This window comes from Thermomonospora echinospora, from assembly GCF_900108175.1.
GTDB lineage: Bacteria > Actinomycetota > Actinomycetes > Streptosporangiales > Streptosporangiaceae > Thermomonospora > Thermomonospora echinospora.
The window spans coordinates 123,568-141,548 of record NZ_FNVO01000015.1; the positions used below are offsets into that span (position 1 = coordinate 123,568).

At 71.9% G+C, this 17,981-nt stretch carries 13 protein-coding genes; 3 read left to right on the forward strand and 10 right to left on the reverse strand.

The annotated features are described in order from the left end of the window. Positions 1 to 84: 84 nt before the first annotated feature. The 6 genes from C4U03_RS28110 to C4U03_RS28140 all read right to left on the reverse strand — a co-directional run bounded on the left by C4U03_RS28110 (position 85) and on the right by C4U03_RS28140 (position 8,179). On the reverse strand, positions 85 to 876 hold the full coding sequence (locus C4U03_RS28110) for an anti-sigma factor (RefSeq protein ID WP_103941799.1): 792 nt from the start codon (positions 874 to 876) through the stop codon (positions 85 to 87). Further along, positions 873 to 1,502, reverse strand: a complete 630-nt coding sequence (gene sigM / locus C4U03_RS28115) for an RNA polymerase sigma factor SigM (RefSeq protein WP_268817544.1) — start codon at positions 1,500 to 1,502, stop codon at positions 873 to 875. The genes C4U03_RS28110 and sigM overlap by 4 nt, the downstream gene beginning before the upstream one ends. Positions 1,503 to 1,679: 177 nt before the next feature. Further along, positions 1,680 to 3,302 carry a protein kinase family protein gene (locus C4U03_RS28120; RefSeq protein ID WP_103941802.1) on the reverse strand — a complete coding sequence of 541 codons (1,623 nt, stop codon included), beginning with the start codon at positions 3,300 to 3,302 and terminating at the stop codon, positions 1,680 to 1,682. A gap of 229 nt (positions 3,303 to 3,531) precedes the next feature. Further along, positions 3,532 to 5,253, reverse strand: coding sequence for a murein biosynthesis integral membrane protein MurJ (gene murJ, locus C4U03_RS28125; protein ID WP_407701459.1), 1,722 nt, complete (start codon positions 5,251 to 5,253; stop codon positions 3,532 to 3,534). Between the two features lie 34 nt (positions 5,254 to 5,287). Beyond that, positions 5,288 to 7,504 (reverse strand): DUF6049 family protein, encoded by a 2,217-nt coding sequence (locus tag C4U03_RS28130; protein ID WP_268817545.1) that lies wholly within the window; start codon positions 7,502 to 7,504, stop codon positions 5,288 to 5,290. A gap of 174 nt (positions 7,505 to 7,678) precedes the next feature. Beyond that, the gene (locus C4U03_RS28140; protein ID WP_103941809.1) at positions 7,679 to 8,179 is read right to left on the reverse strand and encodes an aminoacyl-tRNA deacylase; all 501 of its coding nucleotides are present in this window, start codon (positions 8,177 to 8,179) and stop codon (positions 7,679 to 7,681) included. A gap of 190 nt (positions 8,180 to 8,369) precedes the next feature. Here C4U03_RS28140 and C4U03_RS28145 point away from each other — a divergent pair, with 190 nt between their 5' ends. Continuing rightward, positions 8,370 to 9,836 carry a CCA tRNA nucleotidyltransferase gene (locus C4U03_RS28145; RefSeq protein WP_103941810.1) on the forward strand — a complete coding sequence of 489 codons (1,467 nt, stop codon included), beginning with the start codon at positions 8,370 to 8,372 and terminating at the stop codon, positions 9,834 to 9,836. A 155-nt stretch (positions 9,837 to 9,991) separates the two neighbouring features. Here the strand turns inward: C4U03_RS28145 and C4U03_RS28150 are convergent, their stop codons facing one another. Further along, on the reverse strand, positions 9,992 to 10,705 hold the full coding sequence (locus tag C4U03_RS28150) for a hypothetical protein (protein WP_103941812.1): 714 nt from the start codon (positions 10,703 to 10,705) through the stop codon (positions 9,992 to 9,994). 163 nt (positions 10,706 to 10,868) lie between these two features. Here C4U03_RS28150 and C4U03_RS28155 point away from each other — a divergent pair, with 163 nt between their 5' ends. Beyond that, positions 10,869 to 12,191, forward strand: coding sequence for an adenosylmethionine--8-amino-7-oxononanoate transaminase (locus tag C4U03_RS28155; RefSeq protein WP_103941814.1), 1,323 nt, complete (start codon positions 10,869 to 10,871; stop codon positions 12,189 to 12,191). A 120-nt stretch (positions 12,192 to 12,311) separates the two neighbouring features. Here the strand turns inward: C4U03_RS28155 and C4U03_RS28160 are convergent, their stop codons facing one another. The 3 genes from C4U03_RS28160 to C4U03_RS28170 form a co-directional block, all read right to left on the reverse strand. Continuing rightward, a complete protein-coding gene (locus C4U03_RS28160) occupies positions 12,312 to 13,595 on the reverse strand; it encodes an MFS transporter (protein ID WP_103941899.1) in 1,284 nt (427 codons plus the stop codon). Positions 13,596 to 13,854: 259 nt separating this feature from the next. Next, positions 13,855 to 15,588 (reverse strand): ABC transporter substrate-binding protein, encoded by a 1,734-nt coding sequence (locus tag C4U03_RS28165; protein WP_103941815.1) that lies wholly within the window; start codon positions 15,586 to 15,588, stop codon positions 13,855 to 13,857. 170 nt (positions 15,589 to 15,758) lie between these two features. Next, positions 15,759 to 16,376 carry a GNAT family N-acetyltransferase gene (locus C4U03_RS28170; RefSeq protein WP_103941817.1) on the reverse strand — a complete coding sequence of 206 codons (618 nt, stop codon included), beginning with the start codon at positions 16,374 to 16,376 and terminating at the stop codon, positions 15,759 to 15,761. Between the two features lie 357 nt (positions 16,377 to 16,733). On the opposite strand from C4U03_RS28170, the gene C4U03_RS28175 reads away from it, so the two are divergent. Continuing rightward, on the forward strand, positions 16,734 to 17,966 hold the full coding sequence (locus tag C4U03_RS28175; protein ID WP_103941901.1) for an aminotransferase-like domain-containing protein: 1,233 nt from the start codon (positions 16,734 to 16,736) through the stop codon (positions 17,964 to 17,966). Positions 17,967 to 17,981: the final 15 nt, after the last annotated feature.

Genomic DNA, 17,981 nt, shown 5'->3' on the forward strand with positions numbered 1-17,981 from the left:
ACACCGGGCCGTTCCCCGGGCGCCGGTGACATGAGCGTCGTGGGCGAGCCCGTGGTGCCGGTGGGATCCGCTACGGGTGCCCGGTCAGGGGGTCGTGGCGGGGACTTCGGTCTCCGCGATCACGTCGCGGACGTCCGCCGAGCACTTCGGTCCGGCCACCACGACCCGCCAGCTGGAGCCGTCGGTGTGCACCACGATGACCGTGACCTCACGGTTCTCGAAGCGGGCGGAGTCGACCAGCACCGGCTGGGTGCCCAGGGTCACCTGGTCGACACAGCCGATCAGGCCGGCCGGGGGCCGCTCCAGTTTCGGCAGACCACCGGCCCTGGTGATCACGCTGGAGACCTGCTCGCCCAGCGTCGCCGACCGGTAGACGGTGCCGCTGCGCGTCACGGTGACGGCGCCGGCGTTCAGCGGTGCGGCCCCGCCCTCGCGCCTGGCACGGTCCGCCGGGGCGTGCGAGGTCGCCGCATGGTCGTCACCGTCCAGCGAGCCGTTGAGCGTGATGTTGCCCAGGACGGCGCCGCCGCCGAGCACCACCACCGCCGCCGCGGCGGCCGATATCACCCGTAGACGCCTTTTCCCGCGCCGCCGCTCCAGTGCATGGTGCGGGATGCTCGCGATGGTGGCGTGCTCTCCTGATCCGTGCATCGACTCGGCCCGGATGGCCTCGTCGATGCGCGCAGCCAGCTCCGCGGGCATCGGTGGTACGGGAACGTCCGCCAATATCCGGGAGACGTCCGCGATCTCGGCGGACCGCTCCCGGCATTCGGCGCAATCGTCCAGATGCGCGTTGGCGGAGGCGGCATCGGCGTCGTCGAGCAGGCCCTCGGCCAGATCGGCCAGGGCATCGTAGTCCAGGTGTGCGGGGTTCACTTGGGACGGCCACCTCCTTCCGTGTCCGTTCCTTCGACGTTTCCGCGCGACTGACGGTTCCGCAGGTGCGCCAGCCGGGGCGCGAGCCGGGCGCGGCCCCGGGCGCAGCGGCTCTTGACGGTGCCGGGCGGGACCTCCAGGAACGCGGCGGCGTCGTCCACCGCGTAGCCCATCATGTCGACCAGGACCAGCGCGGCCCGCTGCTCGTAGGGCAGCTCGCGCAGCGCCGCCGTGACGTCCAGCAGCGTGCCGTGCCCGTCGGTCGGGTCGGGCAGCTTGGGCGCCAGCGCGTCGATCTTGGCCTCGTCGCCCATCGGGGTGGCCGGCCGGATCGCCTTGCGGCGCAGCCGGTCCAGGCAGGCGTTCACCACGATGCGGTGCAGCCAGGTGGTGACGGCCGCGTCGCCGCGGAACCGGCCGGCCGCGCGGAACGCCGACAGGAAGGCGTCCTGGAGAGCGTCGGCGGCCTCCTCCTGGTCACCGAGGGTGCGCAGCGCGACCGCCCACATCCGTTCCCGGTGCCGGTTGACCAGCTCGCCGAAGGCGTGCGGGTCCCCTTGGGCGTGCCGGGAGAGCAGCTCCTTGTCGGAGACCTCGTCCATGGGCGACGCGCTCACGGACGCCACGGCCGCGCGTCCTGATTCTCGGTAGCGGCTGCTGGAGTTGGCACCACGAATTCCAGGGGGGATGGGGACATGTTCACTGACAGGCACGATACCGACTGATTCCCCGGCGGGGCACGGCCCGCCGGGTGATGGGCCGTTCCGATACCGGACGGTGAGGGAAGGCCGCCGGGGTCGCGCTCAGCCGGGCCGACCGAGGACCGTGACCTCGCCGATCTGCGCTTTGTTGCTGGAGGGCAGCTTGGTGAACCACAGCAGGACGTACCGGCCCCGGACGGCCTTGCCGGGCTCTATCTGGAAGCTGCCGGCCTCGGTCGAGCGCTCGGCGATCTGTTGCATCGCCCCGCGCGCGTCCTCGTTGCCGACCCTGACCTCCAGCGTCGCGCCGGCGCCACCGTCCGGCACGTTCAGCTTGATCTGCTCGATGCTGACGACCGAGCCCATGTCGAGCACGACACCGAGGCCCTTGAGGTAGTTGCCGAACATCGGGTCGGCGTAGCTCTGCGACTGCCACGCGGTACCGTTCTTGCCGTCGTGGACCAGGCCGGCGGTCTTGAGGACGGTGGGGTCGGGATGCCCGGCCTGCCGCTCCTCGTACTTGCCCGTGGCGTTCTTGATCGGCAGCTTCTTGGGGGCCGGCGGCTGAGAGGTGCCGGTGGGCGTGGGGGTGCCGTTCCCCTGCGCGCCGGGGTCGTCGTCACCGCCGCTGGACAGCGCCCACGCGCTGATGCCGACGATGACCGTGACGGCCGCGGCGGCCACGGCCAGCAGCGTGCGGCTGACCGGACGGCGGTCCTGGCCGCCCGGTATACCGGCCGGGCGGGTGGCGTGCGGGGCCGCGTACCCGTTGTGCTGCGCGCGGTGCGAGGACGGCTGGGGACGGGGGGGCCGCGGCTCGGCGGGCGAGGCCGCCGGGACGGACGCCGGACGGGTCTGGCCCGCGGGTCCGGCCGGGCCGGCGGGCCTGGTGGGCCGCGACGGCCTGGGCACCACGGCGGGCGGTGGACCCACGGCCGGGCCGGCGAACAGCGGCAGCGGGGTGCGCGGCACGCTCTTCAACGCGGCGGCCAGGTCGGCCGGGGTGGTCAGCGGCTCATGCCCGCCCTGCGCGGGAAGACCGAGGGCGCGGCAGATGATGGTGTCCAGGGCCAGCGACACCCCGGCCTGGACCTGACGGGCGGCCCGGCACAGACCGTCCACCTCGGGCGCGGCGGGCAGGTCGCTGTCGGCGGGGTCGCCCGGCCAGTGCGCGGTGACCGAGGCGTACAGCATCCGGCCCAGTGCCCGGGTGTCGTCCAGCGCCGGGTCGTCGGAGCGGAGGTCGGCCAGCACCGCGTCCACCGCGACACCGAGCAGCTTGACCGTGCCGCCGGTCGTCCACAGCAGGTCCCGGGGGGACAGCCGCAGATGGGACAGCCCGGCGGCGTGCGCGGCGGCGATGGCCTCGGCCGCCTCGTACAGCAGGGTGGCGGCGCGGCCGGGCTCCAGCGGAGCCCGCCTGAGCATGTCCTCCAGGCTCTCGCCGGCCGCCCACTCGCTGACCACGTACGCCTGCTCGCCGCTGTCGTCGGCGTCGAAGACCTGGGTGAGGCGGGGGTCGGTGAGGCGGCTGGCGGCACGGGCGGCGGTGACGACCTCGGTCACCCGGGGGAAGCCGGGGTCGAAGGTCCGCACGGCCACGGCACGCGCCAGGATCTCGTCGATCGCCTTCCACAGGGTGGATCCGCCGGAGTCACCGACCCGCTCCTCGAGTCGGTACCGGCCGGAAAGGCGGGTTCCGGGTTCGATGATGGACGTGCTCACGGCAACGTCCTGCGCAAGTGGTCGAGTCCCATTATCGTGGCGTGGCAGCTTACGCCTCCGACCCTCCTCTTTGCGTTCCGCAGGGTGTCGCCCGGCAAGCCGTAGTCTCCAACATGGTAGTGGTTGCCCGGTTGGCTGGACCGTCTAATCACCGCGCGTCCTTCACCCTGACCGGAATTTGTGATGAACGTCCAGGCGAGCACGTTGTCCCCGCCGGGATACGGGACGTTCAGCCGCGGCCGGGCAGCCGCCGGGAAACGGTGGACAGCATCGTCTGCACCTCCGCGACCCGCAGCAGCCTGGCGAAGACCACGTACAGGATGCCACCTCCGGCGCTGCCGACGATCAGCGACAGCAGAGCGGGGGCGAATCCCGGGCCGAGCCAGGCGTCCACGATGGCCTGCACGGCGTAGGCGAACCCGATCAGCGGCCAGATCGCGACCAGCAGCTTGAGATGGGCGCCGGCGATCCGGCGGCCGTCCATGCCGCCGAGCTTGCGGCGCAGCACCGTCCAGGACACCAGCAGGCCGACCGTGTTGGCGACCGCGAACCCGGCGGCGATGCCGATCGCGACCTGCTCGGCCTCCAGCACATGGTAAGCGGTGAACGCCAGGGCGACGTTCGTGGCGACGGTGGCGACGGCGATGAACGCGGGGGTGCGGGTGTCGCCGTGCGCGTAGAACACCCGCAGCGTGAGCTGGTAGATGGCGAACGGCACCAGCGCGACCGCGAACACCTGCATGATGTGCGCGATCACCAGACCGGCCTGGTGGTCGATGTTGCCGTGCTCCAGCGCCACCGCGATGATCTCCGGCCCGAGCACCACCATCAGCGCGGCGGCGGGCAGGATGATCACCGAGGCCAGCCGCATCCCGGCGGAGAAGTCGTCCCGCACCAGCGCGGTCCTGCCCTCGGCGGCGTGCGCGCTCATCCGGGGCAGCAGCGCGGTGATCACCGTGACGCCGATGATCGCGTACGGCAGCTGGAAGAGCTGGTAGGCGTAGGAGTAGGGGCTGTAGCCGTGCCCGGGGGCCTGCTCGCCGGCGCTGTTGAGCAGCGAGGTGGTCACCGCGAAGCCGGTCTGCGTCAGCACCAGGTACAGCAGGCTCCAGCCGGCCATCCCCAGGATCTGGCCGAGCTCGCCGCGCTGGAAGTCCAGCCGGGGCCGCCAGCGGAACCCGGAGCCGCGCAGCGACGGCCACAGCGCCAGCGTCTGCAGCGCGATCCCGCCGATGGTGCCGCCGGCCAGGATCGCCACCTGCCCGCCGGTGATCGATTCGGGGGTGACCGTCCCGGTGACCACCAGGATGAACGCCACGCCGGTGCAGCAGATGACGATGTTGTTGAGCACCGGCGCCCACATCGGCGCGGCGAACCGGTTGCGGGTGTTGAGGATGGCCCCGCCGAAGGCGCTCAGCCCCAGGAAGAAGATCTGCACCGCGAACAGCTGGGTGAACAGCACCGCCAGGTCGCGTTTGTCGCCGGTGAAGTCACGCCCGTAGATGTAGTCGATGAAGATCGGGCCGAGCAGCACCGCGACGGCCGTCATCATCGCCAGCCCCAGCACCGCCAGCGTGAACAGCCGCTGCTCGAACCGGACGCCGTACTGCGGGTCGCGCTCCTTGGCCCGCACGATCAGCGGCACGACCACCGAGGTCAGGATGCCGCCGAGCAGCAGGTCGTAGACGATGACCGGGATGGTGTTGGCGGTGTTGTAGGCGTCGCCGAGGGCGGCGGTGCCCAGAGCGGCGCCCAGGACGGCGGTGCGCAGGAAGCCGGTGATCCGGGACGCGAGCGTCCCGAGCGCCATCATGGCGCCGGACCTCAGCAGGTTCGCCCCGCGCCCGCCCTTGGCCGGTTCGGCGGCGGCGCCAGGTGAGGCCGGGGTCTCAGCCGGTGGCGGTGCCGCTTGGGGCGGTCCGGCGGAGGGCGGCGCGTGGTGACGTCCCACCGGAGGGCCGTCCGGCGGCGGCCCGCCCGCCGGGTTACGGTGCTGCGGGACGGCCGGCGTCGTCCGCCCAGGGTGGTTCGCCTCCGGGTGACCCGTCACCAGATGCCTCCATCTTGTTGCGGCGCCGTGCCCTCATCGCGCGGAACCCGACGCCGACGAAGAGTACGGCAAGCGCGCCCCCGGTGATAAGCAGGGCGACCTGGCCGTAGCCGGTGGTCTTGATCGTCAGCGTGTGGGGCTTGCGGTAGCTCTTGTTCTGCGGGGTGAGCAGTTCGACGTCGACGAAGGCGGTGCCCTGGGCGTAGGACTCCACCTCGAAGTAGATCGAGCCGTTCTCGTGCGGGCCCAGCCGGAGTTCGGACTCGTACTTGCCGATCTGGAGCTTGGCCGGCAACCGCGAGGTGATCCTGACGTTCAGCCGGACGCTGTGGTCCAGGCCGTTGTTGAAGGTGATCAGGATCCGGCCGGTGCGCCCGGCGAGCTGGATGGAGCTGCGGTCCCGGCTGGTCAGCCGGACCTTGTCGATCTCGGCCGTGAGCTGCCGGGAGAGCTCGTCGCGGGCGGAGCGGGCGCGGCGGGCCAGCGTGCTGTTGCCGCGCCAGGACCCCGACTCCAGCCGCAGCACCGCCCGCTCGTAGGGGTGGGAGGCCGGTTCGACGAGGATGGCGGAGAACCCGGTGGCGCGGTTGGCGATCTTCCTGACCTCGCCGAGGTACTTGCGGCCCAGCTCGTAGGCCGCGTAGGAGTCCGGGTAGCCGGTGAAGGTCAGCGGCTGCTGGGGCCGGGTCCGGGCGATCTGGTCGATCTGCGCGGGGTCCAGCCACGCCGCCTGGTCGGTCCACTTCAGCAGGTTCTGGGCGAAGCCGGGGTCGGGGTTCCAGCGGCGGTCGGGGGCGATCACGATGGTACGGGCGACCTGCGGCAGCTCCGCCGTGATCATCGCGGTCTCGGCCAGGAAGCGCTGCTCGGCCAGCAGCCGGGCGCCGGGGTCGCGGGTGTCGGCGCTGACGATGTCGCTGAGCACCGGGTCGTAGGTGACCACCGCCCGCGGGCCGGCGGAGGTCTGCACCGAGGCCGGGGCGCTGGGCGTGTAGGTGCCGTTGGCGGGCTGGAACACCGCGCTGTTCATCAGGAACGTCTCGCTGCCCAGCTCGGCCATGGTCGACAGGGTCCGGTTCTCCGACACCCCCGGCACCGGCCAGGCGATCTTGCTGGTGGGCTGGCGTCCCAGGATGTCGGCGGCGACCTTCATATGGCCGTAGCCGACCTGCAGATGCCTGCTCAGCTTGTTGCGGACCAGCGCGTCGGCGTCCACGTCGGCGTACGGCAGGGCGAAGTAGGGGTCGCCGGCGGAGACCCTCCTGAGCCGGTCCAGCCAGCCCTTGGCCGTCGCGCTCGCGGGCTTCTTGGTGGCGTTCTTGCCGGGGGGTCGGACGGTGTACCCCTTGGTCATCGCCTCCGCGTCGTCCAGCAGCGCCGGATCGACCGCCCAGGTGATCGGGGTGGGGGTCTTCTCGGCGGCGGTGACCAGCCCGCCCAGCCGGCCCTGCGGCGCCAGGTCGGTCTCCAGCCGGTCGTCGAGGAAGGCGGCGTCGCCGGTGCGGTGCATCCGGTCGGTCAGCGGCCACACCCAGCCGATCGAGGTCGGCTTGAACCACCGCTTGCCCGGCGGCTGCCAGACCAGGAAGGTGACCTGCCCGGCCAGCGGCTGGCCGGCCTGGGTGTAGAACTCCACGCCGACCGGGTACGCGCCGAACTTGTTGCCGAAGCCCAGGGACTTGACGGGGACCTCGATCTTCCAGGGGACCTGGGTGCCGGCGGCGGCGGGCAGGGTGCCGTTGCCGAGCGGCTGGTCGGCGGTGACGGCCGGCAGGTTCGCCACACTGGTCCGGGAGAGCTGGGCGAGCTGGCCGCGGTTGCCGATGAGCTGGTTGCTGTAGCGCAGCCGGTAGCGGACGCCGGCCAGCGGCTGACCGGAGCGGTTCACCACGTGTCCCCGCAGGGTGAGCCTGGTCTTGGCGGTCACCGTGCGGTTGATGTTGGTTATCGCCAGGCTCAGCGGGGTCTGGACGGTGCTCCGCCCCGGCTCGGCTGGGCTCACCACGGCCGCCCGCGCCTCCGTGGCGGGGCTTCCCGGAGCTTCCGCCGGGACCTGCTGTGGAGACGCCATCGCGGGGGTCGCGGTGACGTAACACGAGAGCACGGCCAGAACGGCCGCGCGTCGCCACACCCTCAAGCCATAACCGTCCATTTGCGAAGGGTGCCGGAACTCCGGATCACGCGTCGATGTTAGTGCCGCCGCACCTCTCGTCCGACCGTCATGCCGGACCCTGGCCCCGATCACCCGCCGCACCCGTGCTCGAAGGCCCCCCAAGCCGCCGTGGCCCCGGCCGGAAGATCCCCCTCCGCCGGGGCCCCGCCGCGCTCACCCGGCCGGGCAGAGCCCCACGGGTTTGGCACCGCTCAGCGCGTACAGGTCGGCCATCCGCAGCCCCAGAGCGGTCAGCGGCTCGCCGGTGGCGGTGTAGACGACGACGTCAGGGGACAGCAGGTCCATGGTGTCCTGCTCGATCAGGACGGGCACGGTGTCGGGGAGCAGCAGGGGGCAGACCAGGTCGGCACAGTAGTCGGCGATGGAGTTGACCAGGTCGGGGCGGGCGGGGCGGATCAGCCGGGCGCCGACGGCCCGCCGTACCGGCTCCAGGTCCGGATGGCTGCCGGCCGGCACGATCAGCGCGGCCAGGAAGCGCTCGCCGCGGGCGGCGTCCAGGCACCCGTACATCCGAGTGGCCAGGCAGCGTTCGGGGGGCAGATCGAGCATCCGGGGCAGTTCGTCGGCCTGCGTGATCGGGCGGGGGAGCCGTACGATCTCGTGCACGATCTCCCGTTCAAGCAGGGACCGATGGATGGTCAGAGCGTCCTTCATCGTCGACCTCCGGTGCCTGAGGTGGACTGTCCGCATACCCGCCATGCTTCACTTGATTCACCGCGGGGTTCTCAGAACGTAACGCGGGGTTAGCACCCTGTGAAGACTGGGAACAAAATTCCTTCGCTTCAACGGGTATTCGCCGCCAAAATTTTCTGTTTGTAAGCCGTCTCGTGAGGTCCTACGCTCGATGCCCGTGCCCAACGCCGCTCCCTCCGAAGAACCGACCCCGCAGCAGCGCCAGGCGATCGCCGAGCTGCTGCGCCGGGTGATCCCGCCGACCGCCGACGAGCTGGGCCGCCGGTTCGCCGCGGCCGGGCACGAGCTGGCGCTGGTCGGCGGCCCGGTCCGCGACGCGCTGCTGAGCCGCCCCGGCAAGGACGTCGACCTGACCACCGACGCCTTCCCCGAGCAGGTGCTGCAGCTGGTGGAGGGCTGGGCGGACGCGGTCTGGACGATCGGGATCGAGTTCGGCACGGTCGGGCTGCGCAAGGGCGACCTGCAACTGGAGATCACCACCTACCGCAGCGAGTCCTACGACCCCAAGTCGCGCAAGCCGGACGTCGCCTATGGCACCTCCCTGGTCGACGATCTGGCGCGGCGCGACTTCGCAGTGAACGCGATGGCGGCGCGGCTGCCCGGGCATGAGTTCGTCGACCCGTTCGGCGGGCTGGCCGACCTGCGCCGCAAGGTGCTGCGCACGCCGGGCCGCCCGGAGGACTCCTTCGGCGACGACCCGCTGCGGATGATGCGCGCGGCGCGGTTCGCCGCCCAGCTGGGCTTCACGGTGGCGCCCGAGGTGGTACGGGCGATGCGCGAGATGGCCGGGCGGATCGAGATCGTGTCGGCCGAGCGGATCCGCGACGAGCTGTCCAAGCTGGTCTGCTCCGCCCACCCGCGCGAGGGCCTGGCGCTGCTGGTCGACACCGGGCTGGCCGAGCACGTGCTGCCGGAGCTGCCCAAGCTGCGGCTGGAGATCGACGAGCACCACCGGCACAAGGACGTCTACGACCACTCGCTGATCGTGCTGGAGCAGGCGATCGCGCAGGAGGAGCGCGGCCCGGACCTGGTGCTGCGGCTGGCCGCGCTGCTGCACGACATCGGCAAGCCCAAGACCCGCTCGTTCGAGGCGGGCGGCCGGGTGACGTTCCATCACCACGAGGTGGTGGGCGCGAAGATGGCCCGCTCGCGGCTGACCGCGCTGCGCTACCCCAAGGACGTGGTCGCCGACGTGTCCCGGTTGGTGGAGCTGCACCTGCGCTTCCACGGGTACGGCACCGGCGAGTGGACCGACGCGGCGGTGCGGCGGTACGTGCGGGACGCCGGGCACCTGCTGCCGCGGCTGCACAAGCTGACCCGCGCCGACTGCACGACCCGCAACAAGCGCAAGGCGGACCGGCTGCGGCGCACCTACGACGGCCTGGAGGCGCGGATCGCCCGGCTCGCCGAGGAGGAGGAGCTGGCCAAGATCCGCCCGGAGTTGGACGGCAACGAGATCCAGGCGGTCCTGGGCATCACGCCGGGCCCCCTGGTGGGCAGGGCGTACAAGCACCTGCTCGACGTCCGGCTGGACCAGGGCGTGATCGGCAAGGAGGCCGCCACCGCCGAACTCCTGCGCTGGGCGTCCGAACAGGGCCTGGAGCCACCTTCGTCCTGATCCCGCGGGTCCCGCCGCAGGCACCGGACCCGTGCCGGCCGTCCCCGGGGCGGCGGCCGATCATCGCCTTCGTGGCCCCGGTCCGGGACCGATGGACGGTGATCGGCCGGCCGGCCCCGCTCTTCGGCCGGCCGATCACCGCGTCTAGGGGATCGTCAGCGGACGTCCACGTAGTCGCCGCCGCTCTTCACGCCCGCGTACTGGGCGCTGCCCGCGTACTGGGGCCACCAGTAGCCGTCGTAGGCGGCCTTGAACTTCTTGAGGTAATTGCCGGACTTGTTCGTCGTCGTGTACCCCTTGGACACCCACTTCTTGGTGCCCTTCCGCTTGAAGTACACGTAGATCCGCTGCCCCTTGTAGGGGACGTAGTCAGCCGGCTTCCCGTACTGGGTCAGCAGGGTCAGCTTGCCGCCGACCCCGATCGTCGCGCCCTTCTTCACCGGCTCGGGCGCGGCGTTGACGGTCAGCCGGGTGGGGCGCTTGACCGAGAACCTGCCCGACGGCCCGGCGTGGGCGTTCCCGCTGCCGACGTCGTAGATCTCCGTCTCGATCCGCCAGGAGCCGGCCTCGTTCATCCGGTCGAACCGCAGCGTGCCCACGAAGACGCCGTCACCGTCGGGGTCCTTCGCGTCGGCCCAGTTGCGGTCGCTCCGGGGTCCGCGGGCGGTGATGTTCACCAGCGACGCGGGGTCCAAGCCGGGGAGCTTGACCTTGACGGTGACCGCGGCGGTGCCCTTGGCGCCCGGAACGACCGTGCCGGGGCTGATGCTGATGCCGCCGGCCCGGGCGGACCGGGCCTCGGCCGTGCCCGGCGCCAGAACGGGGGCCAGGGCAAGTGAGGTCACCACCAGGGTGAGGGCGCGCTTCACGGCATTCCTTTGGCTCAGTGCAGGGTTCACGGATGTCAGCACTGTGATTTAGATTCACGCAATGCTCTAATGATCTACAGGCAGGACGTTCCAAAGATCCAGTGGGTTGACTTGTCGATGGGGGCGGCGACCGGTTCCGGCCACCGGGCCTAAGCTCGGCTCCATGGCGGAACACACGGCACTGCCCCCGGGGGAGATCGAACGGCTGCGGTCCTACGACCGGGAGCACGTGTGGCATCCCTACGGCCCGATGCCGGCCGCCGTGGAGAACCATCCGGTGGTGGCGGCCGAGGGCGTACGGCTGGCGATGGCCGACGGGCGCACGCTGATCGACGGGATGTCCTCCTGGTGGGCGGCCGTGCACGGCTACAACCACCCGGTCCTCAACGCCGCCGTCACCGACCAGCTCGGCCGGATGGCGCACGTCATGTTCGGCGGGCTGACCCACCCGCCGGCGGTCCGGCTCGCCGAGCTGCTGGTGGACCTCACCCCCGAGCCGCTGACCAAGGTGTTCTTCGCCGACTCCGGCTCAGTGTCGGTCGAGGTCGCGATCAAGATGGCCCTGCAGTACTGGCGGGCCCGGGGCCGTCCCGAACGGCACCGGCTGCTGACCGTGCGCGGGGGTTACCACGGCGACACCTTCGGCGACATGTCCGTGTGCGACCCGGTCAACGGGATGCACCACCTGTTCGCCGCCGTCCTGCCCCGACAGCTGTTCGCGGCCCCGCCGCCCGGCGGGTACGACGACGAGCCGGACCCGGCGTACCTGGACGAGCTGGCCGCACTGGTCGGCAGGCACTCCGGCGAGGTCGCCGCGATCATCCTGGAGCCGGTCGTGCAGGGCGCCGGCGGGATGCGCTTCTACTCGCCCGCCTACCTGCGGGCGCTGCGGGAGTTGGCCGACGAGCACGGGCTGCTGCTGATCCTGGACGAGATCGCCACCGGGTTCGGCCGCTCCGGAACGTTCTGGGGCGCCGACCACGCCGGCGTCGTGCCCGACATCATGTGCGTCGGCAAGGCCCTGACCGGCGGCTACCTCACCATGGCCGCGACGCTGTGCACCGACGAGGTGGCGCGCGGCATCTCCGAGGGCGAGGGCGGCGGGCTCATGCACGGCCCCACCTTCATGGCCAACCCGCTGGCCGCCGCCGTAGCGTGCGCGTCCATCGAGTTGCTGACCGGGCGGGACGGGCGCGGCCGGGACTGGCGTGCCGAGGTCTCCGCCATCGAGACCGGGCTGCGGGCCGGGCTCGCCGAGACCAGCGGCCTGCCCGGCGTCCGGGACACCCGTGTCCTGGGGGCGATCGGCGTCATCGAGACCGAGCAGCCCGTGGACGTCACCGCCATCCAGAAGGTCACGATGGACCACGGCGTGTGGCTGCGCCCCTTCAACCGCCTGATCTACACGATGCCGCCCTACGTCTGCACCCCCGACGAGATCGCCCAGATCACCACCGCCATGGTCGCCGCCGCCCGCTCCCTCTAGCACGGTGGCTGCACACCTTCGCCAGGTCTCGTGACCGCCGCGTCTTCGGCGGGATGTGCTGGGTGAGTGACGGAGGCCGGGTCGCGTTCTGGAGGGCGGGGAGCGGCCCCGGCCGCCGGTCTACAGCCGGGCCGGTTTGCCGATCCGGACGGACGACGTCCAGTAGGCCGTCGCGCCCACCGCGTACGCGGTAACAAGGACGAGCAGCATGGCGGGCGAGCGGCCGTTGGCGGGCAGGGAGGCCGCGGCCAGGGCCGCCGCGCCCACGAACGTCGCGTTGAAGAGCATGTCGTAGACGGCGAACACCCGTCCCCGGTAGGCGTCCGCCACGCGCTCCTGCAGGATCGTGTCGACGCTGAGCTTGACGCCCTGGGAGACGACGCCGAGCCCGAACGCCAGCGCCAGCCACGGCAGGTCCGCGAACGGCAGGCCGAACACCGCCAGCAGCACGGCGGCGGACCCCAGCAGCACGATGATCCAGGCGTTCTTGCCGATCCGGCGCACCACCGGCGGGGTGATCACGGCGGCCAGCAGGAAGCCGAGCCCGGAGACTCCGAGCACCAGGGCCGCCCGGTCGAGCCCCTCCTCGACGTCCGAGCTGAACAGGTACCGGTACAGCAGCAGGGTCATGATCAGCGTGATCCCGTAGCAGAACCGGTGGAAGGCGATCGCGGTCAGCGCCAGCGCCACCGGGCGGTCCCGCCGGATCCGCCGGGCGCCGTCGGTCAGCCCCCGCAGCACGTTGCCGAGCGCCTCTCGGGTCTGCGGCGGCGCCTCGTCCAGGTCGGGACCGAGCCTGCCGCGGTCCAGGGTGGTGGCGACCAGCCCGACCAGCAGGTAGCACCCGGCCGCGCACAGCAGGATCGCCGCCGCACCGCCCCGCCCGCCGCCGAACGCCAGCCGCAGCAGGTAGCCGATCCCGCCGCCGGCGAACGAGATGACCGTCCCCGAGGTGACCGAGAACGCGTTGGCGGTGACCAGCAGATCCCGCCGGACCACGTGCGGCAGCGCCGCCGACAGCGCCGACAGGAAGAAGCGGTTGACCCCCATCACCACCAGCACGGCGAGGTAGAAGCCCACCCCCTCGTGCCCGGCCAGCAGCAGCGCCGCCGTCCCGGCGACCAGCCCGCCCCGCAGGACCGGCGCCCACAGCAGGATCTGCCGGCGCGACCAGCGGTCGATGAAGACCCCGGCGAACGGGCCGAGCACCGAGTAGGGCAGCAGCACCACCGCGAAGGCCGCCGCCACCTGGCTCGCCGAGGTGTTCCGCTCCGGGGAGAAGAGGATGTAGCCGGCGAGGGCCACCTGGAACAGCCCGTCGGTCATCTGGGAGACCAGTCGTGTCGCGTACAGCCACCGGAAGTCCCGGCCCCCCACCACCGCCCGAAGTTCCGCCAGCCTCACCCGCCCAGCGTAGGGCCCGCCGGTCACATCACCCACATCGCCCACCACCTGCCCCCACCGGCCAACCGGAACAGCCGCCAGGTCAGGTCCACGCCCTGGTCGCCCACCGCCGCCTCATCCACCGGGAGCAACCTGCGCCCACCGCTGACCTGGCCGCCACGCTGAAGAGCACACCCCGCCGTTCACCGACCCGGCTGTAGGCCCGTCGCCGCGCCGCTCCGATCCGCCGCTGTGCGGGGGTGGTCCCGTCCCGGGCCGGTCAGGTGTCGGCCAGCCAAAGGCGGGTGTAGTCGTAGGTCCTGGCGGACGGCAGGAACAGCGCGTCGCGGACCCGGGTGGAGCGTTGGATGGGCCAGGCGCGGTCCACCAGGGGGACGACCGTCGCGTTCTGCATGACCAGCCGGTCGAGTTGGTTCCACAGGCCGGTGGCGCGGGCGGTGTTCCTGGCCGTCAGGGCGTCCTCGGCCAGTCCTCCGACCCGCGGGTCGGGGTGGCCGTCGAGCAGGGGAGCCAGGGCCGAGCGGCCGTTGAGGCCGTACCAGTCGGGATCGGGGGAGATCAGGGTGAGGTCGCCACCCTTCTGGCGGAGTGTCACCTCGATGCCGCAGTCGCCGAGGCTTTCCCGGACGGCCTTGGCGATCTTCTCGTGCTCGTCCCGGTGGGCGAGCGTCAGCTTCGGCCCGTTCCGGTGACCGGCCTCGGCGAGCAGGTCCCGGCAGCGGCCCGGGTCGCCGGCGTCCCCCGGCGTGGGGTAGGGGTTGTGCTCGAAGTACCCGGCGTTGCCCGGCGCGATCAGCGTGTGCAGCGGGCGCGCGACCTCGTGTCCGCCGAAGACCGCGATCAGCGCCGTCCGGTCCACCGCGTACTGCAGGGCCTGCCGCACCCGTGGATCGGGCACGTCCACCAGCAGGTACGGGCCGGTCCCCGGGGTCTGCCGGATCGCGAAACCCGCGGTCCCGCGCAGCCTCTCGATCGCCGGCACCGGCACCGGCCGGTCCCAGGACAGGTCCGCGGCGCCCTGCTCGATCCGGCGCTGCACCTCGTCGGCGGAGTCCACCCCCAGCGTGATCTGGATACGGTCGGCGAACCGTTCCCGCAGCGGGTCCGTGTCCGCCCGCCAGGCGGGGTTGTGCTCCAGGACGTAGGAGCGGCCGGGCTCGTAGGAGGCGATCCGGTACGGCCCGTTGGAGACGATGTTCCGGCGGAACCGCCGGCTGTCGGGCACGTACCGGTCGTACTCCTCGGGCGCCGCGGCGGCGGACGGCAGCGCCAGGATGTTGAGGAAGTCGCTCGCCGGGCGCGTCAGCCTGAACACGAGCGTGGAGTCGTCGGTGGCCTTCAGCCCCGAGATGGAGTGCTCGTCCTGGTAGGTGGCCATCGCCTCGGCGTCATCGTCGTCGACCTCGGCGTAGCCCCGGCAGAACGACTCCATGCCCTTGATCGTGGCGATGTAGTGGTCGCGGTAGCCGGAGGGCGCGGCCGGATTGCACAGCCGCTTGAACCCGCGCACGACGTCGCCGGCCACGACCGCACGCGCCGGGCTGGTGTTCCACCGGACGTCCTTGCGCAGCCGGACGGTGTAGGTCCGGCCGTCCTTGCTGATCCCGCCGTTCTCCCTGGACGGGATCTGCTCGGCCAGGTCCGCCTGGACCGGCAGCGTCTCCTCGAAGTTGTTGGACGACCTGGTGGCGAACAGCGTCCGCGCGAAGACCCGGTTGAGGCCGTGGGCGTGCACATCGCTCGCGCTCGCGGGGTCGAGGTGCTCGACGTCCGCGCCGCCGACGATCCGGAGCGTGCCGCCCGGCCGCCCCAGCCCGCTCCGCTCGTCCTCGCCCGCACCGCACCCGGCCAGCGCCCCGGCCAGCGCGAGCCCCACCGCACAGGCCCCGGCCGCCCTCGCTCCCGATGCCCCCGATGCCCCCGTCGTCCTCGTCCGGGTACGGGCATGGGCGCCCGCTCGTAGCACGGCCCGGATCCCGGAGACGTCCGCCATGTGCCCTCCCGCGTCGCCAGGCGCACTCGTCGTGCGGCGTACGGATGCACCAGACACCCTCGCCGCACCGTTATTGTCCCGGCCGTCCAAAGAGAGTACTTACCGGTCCCCCACCCCAGGAGTTCGGGAGCACGTCCCGGGCGATGTCAGGCCGGGAGCCTGAGCGTCCGTCACACGGGACGGAGGGCGCCCTCCGGGGTCATGGAGCCCAGCAGGCGTTCCAGCGCGACCTCGACGTCCTCACGCCACGACAGGGCCGACTTGAGCTCCAGGCGCAGCCGCGGGAAGCGGTGGTGGGGACGTACGGTCTTGAAGCCGACCGACAGCAGGTAGTCGGCGGGCACCATGCAGCCGCCCTCCTCGCCCTTCAGGTCGCCGAACGCCTCGATGGCCTTGACGCCCCGGCGGACGAGGTCTTTCGCCACCCCCTGGACGAGCATCCGGCCGAGCCCGCCGCCGGAGAACTCCGGCAGCACGTGCGCGGTCATCAGCAGCACCGCGTCGGCGCTGACCGGACTGGTGGGGAAGGCCACCGAGCGCGGCACGTACAGCGGCGGGGCGTAGAGCACGAAACCGGCCGGCACCCCGTCCACATAGACGATCTTGCCGCAGGAGCCCCACTCCAGCAGGGTGGAGGAGATCCACGCCTCCTTCTCCAGCCCCGGGTCGCCGGCCTCCGCCGCCCGCTCGCCGCCGACCGGATCGAGCTCCCAGAACACGCAGCCGCGACACCGGCGCGGAAGATCGTCGAGGTTGTCCAGCGTGATGTTGACCAGCCGACGCGACACCAGATCGGCACCCCCTGGTGCTTGTCCCCGCGCTCGACCACGGGCTGCCCGAAACGGATGCGGCAGGGGACGGGATCCATAAGGTCCCCTGATCGCGGGCACCCTGTCGGGCGGTTTTCCGGCAACCCGACGGGCCCTTCGGGCATCGTATCGGACGGGGACTTCGGGTAACCGGCATCGGTCCGTGGCTTCACGGGAATATCGGCCGCTCCGGGCGAGTCGTTGACGCGGGGCCCTTTCCTCGCACTCGCGACGGTGACGTAGTTTGCATATCGCTCTCTGGCTCCGGAGGTAACCGTGCACCAGCACTCGCGGACAGACCCGTACGCCGACCGCTACGCCGACCGCGCCGCCGGGATGGTGGCCTCGGAGATCCGGGCGCTGTTCGCCGTGGCCTCCCGGCCGGAAGTCGTCTCGCTGGCCGGCGGGATGCCCAACATCGCCGCCCTCCCCCTCGACGTCATCGGCGGCATGCTGGACGAGCTGACCCGGCGGCGCGGCGCCGAAGCGCTGCAGTACGCCTCCGCCCAGGGCGACCCGGAGCTGCGGGCCCGCATCTGCGAGGTGATGGCGCTGGAGGGCGTGCACGGCTCCCCCGACGACGTCATCGTCACCGTCGGCTCCCAGCAGGCCCTCGACCTGCTCACCCGAATCTTCGTCGATCCCGGGGACGTGGTGCTCGCCGAGGCGCCGTCGTACGTGGGTGCGCTCGGCACGTTCGCCATGTACCAGGCCGACGTGGTGCACGTCCCCCTCGACAGCGAGGGACTGGTCCCCGCCGCGCTGCGCGAGACGCTGGAACGGCTGCGCCGGGAGGGGCGGCGGGTGAAGTTCCTCTACACGGTGCCCACCTTCCAGAACCCGGCCGGCGTCACCCTCACCGCGGCCCGCCGCGCCGAACTCCTCGACATCTGCGCCGCCCACGGGGTGCTCGTCATCGAGGACAACCCCTACGGGCTGCTGGGCTTCGACGGCGAGCCGATGCGGGCGCTGCGCGCCGACGACCCCGACCACGTGATCTACCTCGGCTCGTTCTCCAAGACGTTCGCGCCGGGTTTCCGCATCGGGTGGGCGCTGGCGCCGCACGCGGTGCGCGCCAAACTGGTGCTGGCGGCCGAGTCGGCCATTCTGAGCCATGCGAGTTTCAGCCAGTTCGCCGTCCGCGAGTACCTGATGACCCAGCCGTGGCACCAGCAGATCAAGTCGTTCCGGGAGATGTACCGGGAACGCCGCGACGCCATGCTCGACGCGCTGGAGTCGATGATGCCCGCCGGCTGCACGTGGACCCGTCCCGCCGGCGGCTTCTTCGTCTGGCTGACCCTGCCCGAGGGGCTGGACGCCAAGGCGATGGCGCCGCGGGCGATCGCCGACCGGGTCGCCTACGTGCCCGGCACCGGCTTCTACGCCGACGGGCAGGGGCGGCGGAACATGCGGCTGTCGTACTGCTACCCCGAGCCCGACCGCATCCGCGAGGGCGTCCGCCGGCTGGCCTCCGTGGTCGAGCGGGAGATCGAGTTGCGGGACACTTTCGGTACGGGCCGGGCACCGGAGCGCTCCGGTGTGGACACCCCGGGCCCCGACACCGCCTGAACGACCACGAAGGAG